This is a genomic window from Streptomyces sp. NPDC056948, from assembly GCF_042674225.1.
GTDB classification, from domain to species: Bacteria; Actinomycetota; Actinomycetes; order Streptomycetales; family Streptomycetaceae; genus Streptomyces; species Streptomyces purpurascens.
The window spans coordinates 1-4500 of record NZ_JBHUQX010000581.1; the positions used below are offsets into that span (position 1 = coordinate 1).

2 protein-coding genes are annotated in these 4500 nt (G+C 71.0%); one reads left to right on the plus strand and one right to left on the minus strand.

Going from position 1 to position 4500, the window contains the following annotated elements:
* Window positions 1–48: 48 nt before the first annotated feature.
* A complete protein-coding gene (locus ACFTZL_RS41475) occupies window positions 49–2562 on the minus strand; it encodes an FHA domain-containing protein (RefSeq protein WP_382594744.1) in 2514 nt (837 codons plus the stop codon).
* A gap of 241 nt (window positions 2563–2803) precedes the next feature.
* On the opposite strand from ACFTZL_RS41475, the gene ACFTZL_RS41480 reads away from it, so the two are divergent.
* Window positions 2804–4500 (plus strand): streptophobe family protein (locus tag ACFTZL_RS41480; RefSeq protein ID WP_382594747.1); only part of this gene is annotated, 1697 nt, incomplete at its 3' end.

A 4500-nucleotide genomic window follows, 5' to 3' on the forward strand; every position in this document is an offset into this window, starting at 1 on the left:
CCCTCCTGACGAGGTGCCGCCCTTCGGGCGTCTGTCTTACCGAGGTGACTACTTGCGCATGACCTCGGGCTCGTGGCGGCGCAGGAAGCGGGCCACGAAGAAGCCGCAGAGCACGCCGAGCGCGAGGAGCGCGCCCATGTCCATGGCCCAGGCGCCGACCGTGTGCTCCCACAGCGGATCGTTGTCGCCGGCGGTCTCCGGCGGGGCGATCTTGTTGAAGTCCAGCGTGGCGCCGGACGCGGCGACCGCCCAGCGCGACGGCATCAGGAACGAGAACTGGTTGACGCCGATCGAGCCGTGCAGCGTGAACAGGCAGCCCGTGAAGACGACCTGGATGATGGCGAACATCACCAGCAGCGGCATGGTCTTCTCGGCGGTCTTCACCAGCGCGGAGATGATCAGGCCGAACATCATCGAGGTGAAGCCCAGGGCCATGATCGGCACGGACAGCTCGACGAGCGTGGCGCTGCCGAAGACCAGGCCCTCCTCGGGGATCTCCCGGCTGGAGAAGCCGATGACGCCGACCAGCAGGCCCTGCAGCACGGTGATCATGCCGAGCACGAACACCTTGGACATCAGATACGCAGAGCGTGACAGGCCGGTCGCGCGCTCCCGCTCATAGATGACCCGTTCCTTGATCAGCTCACGGACGGAGTTCGCCGCGCCCGCGAAGCAGGCGCCGACCGCGAGGATCAGCAGGACCGTGGTGGCGGTGCCGTTCGGGATGATCCGGCCGGTCTGCGGGTTGGCAGGGTTCGGCAGCAGGCCCTTGTCCGCGTCGATGAGGAGGCTGACCGCGCCGAGCACGGCCGGCAGGATCACCATCAGGGCGAGGAAGCCCTTGTCGGACACGATCACCGAGACGTAGCGCCGCACCAGCGTGACGAACTGGGACATCCAGCCCTGTGGCTTCGGCGGCTTCATCGCCTGCATGGGCGGAACCTGTACGGACTGCGGCGCCACGGCGTCGATGTCCGCGGCGTACATCTGGTAGTGCTGCGAGCCCTTCCAACGGCCCGCCCAGTCGTAGTCGCGGTAGTTCTCGAAGGCGGAGAAGACATCGGCCCAGGTGTCGTAGCCGAAGAAGTTCAGCGCCTCCTCGGGCGGACCGAAGTAGGCGACAGCACCGCCCGGGGCCATCACCAGGAGCTTGTCGCAGATCGCCAGCTCGGCCACGGAGTGGGTGACGACGAGGACCGTACGGCCGTCGTCGGCGAGGCCGCGCAGGAGCTGCATGACGTCGCGGTCCATGCCCGGGTCGAGGCCGGAGGTCGGCTCGTCCAGGAAGATCAGCGAGGGCTTGGTGAGCAGCTCCAGGGCCACGGAGACGCGCTTGCGCTGGCCACCGGAGAGGGAGGTGACCTTCTTCTCCTTGTGGATGTCCAGCTTCAGCTCGCGCAGTACCTCGTCGATACGGGCCTCGCGCTCGCGGGGCGTGGTGTCGGCGGGGAAGCGGAGCTTGGCCGCGTACTTCAGCGCCTTCTTGACGGTCAGTTCCTTGTGCAGGATGTCGTCCTGCGGGACCAGACCGATGCGCTGGCGCAGCTCGGCGAACTGCTTGTAGAGGTTCCGGTTGTCGTAGAGGACCTCGCCCTGGTCGGCCGGGCGGTAGCCGGTGAGTGCCTTGAGCAGGGTCGACTTGCCGGAGCCGGACGGGCCGATGACCGCGATGAGCGACTTCTCGGGGACGCCGAAGGAGACGTCCTTGAGGATCTGCTTGCCGCCGTCGACCGTGACGGTCAGATGGCGGGCGGAGAAGGACACCTCACCGGTGTCGACGAACTCCTCGAGCCGGTCGCCGACGATCCGGAACGTCGAGTGGCCGACGCCGACGACATCGGCCGGGCCGAGCAACTGCCCGCCGCCCTTGGGGATCGGCAGGCCGTTGACGTACGTGCCGTTGTGCGAACCGAGGTCGCGGATCTCCATGCGGCCGTCGGGCGTGGCGTGGAACTCGGCGTGGTTCCGGGAGACCTGCAGGTCGGAGACGACCAGCTCGTTCTCCAGGGCACGGCCGATGCGCATCACGCGGCCGAGGGAGAACTGGTGGAACGTGGTGGGGCTGCGGTCGCCGTGGGCCGGCGGCGCCCCCGCGGCACCGCCGGGGCCCTGCTGCTGCGGGATGTGCCCGCCGGGCTGCTGCGGCTGCTGCCAGCCCGCCTGCGGAGCCTGCTGCTGGGAGGGCGCCTGCTGGGCCCAGCCCGGGTTCGCGCCCTGCGCGGCGTACGGCTGCTGCTGCGGCTGGGCCTGCGGCGTGGCGACGGAGGCCGCGGCGTCGGAGAGGCTCAGCAGCGGTCCGTCGGTGGCGTTGCCCAGGTTCACCGCCGAGCCCGGGCCGAGTTCCATGTGGTGGATCCGCTGACCCTGCACGAACGTGCCGTTGGTGCTGCCATGGTCCTCGATGACCCAACTGCGGCCGCTGAAGCTGACCGTGGCGTGACGCCAGGAGACCCTGGCGTCGTCGAAGACGACGTCCCCCTGCGGATCACGTCCGAGGGTGTATGCCCTGGACGGATCGAGCGTCCAGGTACGTCCGTTTGATTCCAGTACGAGTTCCGGCACTCCATGCCCCACTGAGTTGTCCCCCGAGTTACCCCCGACATGGGGAGTCTAGGGATGTCGAACATCGGGGGGAACTATTTCAGGAGCGGCCCCCTGACCGAAAGTCGGGCCTTGTGAAAACCGCGTACGGACGTCTCAGCCGATTCCGTTGACGGGGTTGAAACCGGGCCGGAGAGTGGTATTTCGTCGCGAGGGGGACATGGGCGGTGTTCCCGTCGCGTAGCGGATCGGGGGGTCTGCCATGGGTGCCGGTACAGGTGTCGAGAGGGCGAGTGACGGCACGCGCGTGCCGTGGGGGGACGTGCTGATGTCCGCCGTCGCCGCTGTGAGCTGGGCGTTGATCGGGATGGCGGGCACGGCGGCGCTGGGGCTGCGTCTGCTGGAGGCGGACACGGCGGGCTCGTTGGGGCCGATGACCGCGGCGGTGGTGGCCCTTGGGGCGGGTGGTTCGGTCACACCGTCCGGCGATGTGTCGGTGTTCGGCCTCACGGGCGCGGAGGCGGACACGGCCATCGAGATCACGCCACTGGGGGTGAGCCTGGTCGGGGCGGTGCTGCTGTCGTACTTCTTCCTGCGCTCCTTGCGGGCGGCGGGAGTTGTGATCTCACCGGCCGAACTCCTCGCGCGTGCGGGCGCGGTGGTCGCGTTGTTCGTGGCGATGCTGGGCGGGCTGGCCTGGGCGGGGCACGACGTCATCACGATCGACGGCGGCTCGCTGGGGCTGGACGACCTGACCGGCGGGGGCGAGGGCGGAAGCGGCGGCCTGGAGATCCCCGGGCTCGGGGACGTCGGGGACATCGGCGGGCTGCTGCCGGACCGGATCGGGGACCTGGTCGACGCGCGGGCGGCGGTCGGTTTCACCGTCGACACCGTGCCCACCCTGTTCGGCGGTCTTGGCTGGTCGGCCGGGATCCTCCTCGTCGCCCTGCTGGCCTCGCGCCGCACGCCGCTGCCCCGGGGGTGGGAGGCCGTCCACCGGGTCGTACGGCCGGCCGTTTCCGCGGTGGTGACCGTGCTGCTGGTGGCCGTGGCGGCGGGGTTCGCCGCGGCGGCGTACGCGGCGAGCGGCGACGAGCATCCTGAGCGCATCGCCGGCGCGGCGCTGCTCGGGGCGCCGAACGGGGTGTGGCTGGGCGTGCCGATCGGCCTGTTCGTGCCGTGGGACGGCCGGGCGACGGGTGAACTGACCCGTTTCCTGCCGGATCCGCTGGACGATCTGCTCGCGGCCCGGCCCGACCAGCAGGTGACGCTGGGGAGGCTGGCCGAGCTGGACGGGCGGGTGTGGCTGCTCGGGGTGGCGGCGGCACTGATGATGATGCTGGCGGGGGTGCTGACGGCGGTGCGATCGCCGGTGGGGAGCGTCGCGGGGATGGGGGCGGGGGCGGCGGTACGGGGTTCCGGTGCCCTCGGTTTCGCGGGCAGGTGCGCGCTGCGGCTGGGGGTCGCTACGGCGTTGGCCCTGCCGTTGCTGGCCTGGCTGACGGAAGTGTCCGTGACCGCCTCCCTGTCCGTGCTCGGCTTCGACGCGTTCGGCGCGGGCATCGAACTGCACGGGCATCTCGGCATGGCCCTGCTGCTGGGCGCGGTGTGGGGCGCGGGGGCCGGGGCCGTGGGGGCGTCGCTGGCGTGGGCGAGCGGGGCCGCCGGGCGGTCGGCGGCGGCGTTGGCCCGTGGGGACGGGTCGACAGCGACAGGGGGCGGCTCGGGGCCGAGCCGGTACGACGAGGACACCGGGCGGCACGACGAGAGCAAGGGCCGGCACGCCGAGGACACCGGGCGGCACGACGAGAGCAGGGGCCAGCACGCCGAGGGCACCGGGCGGTCCGGGGACCGGGGCGATCCGCGAGGCGAGCGGGCGTCGTACGGGAGGGAAGCCGGGCCCTACGCGCCGGGTACGCCGTACCGGCCGCCGAACCCGGCCACCAATCCGTACCTTCG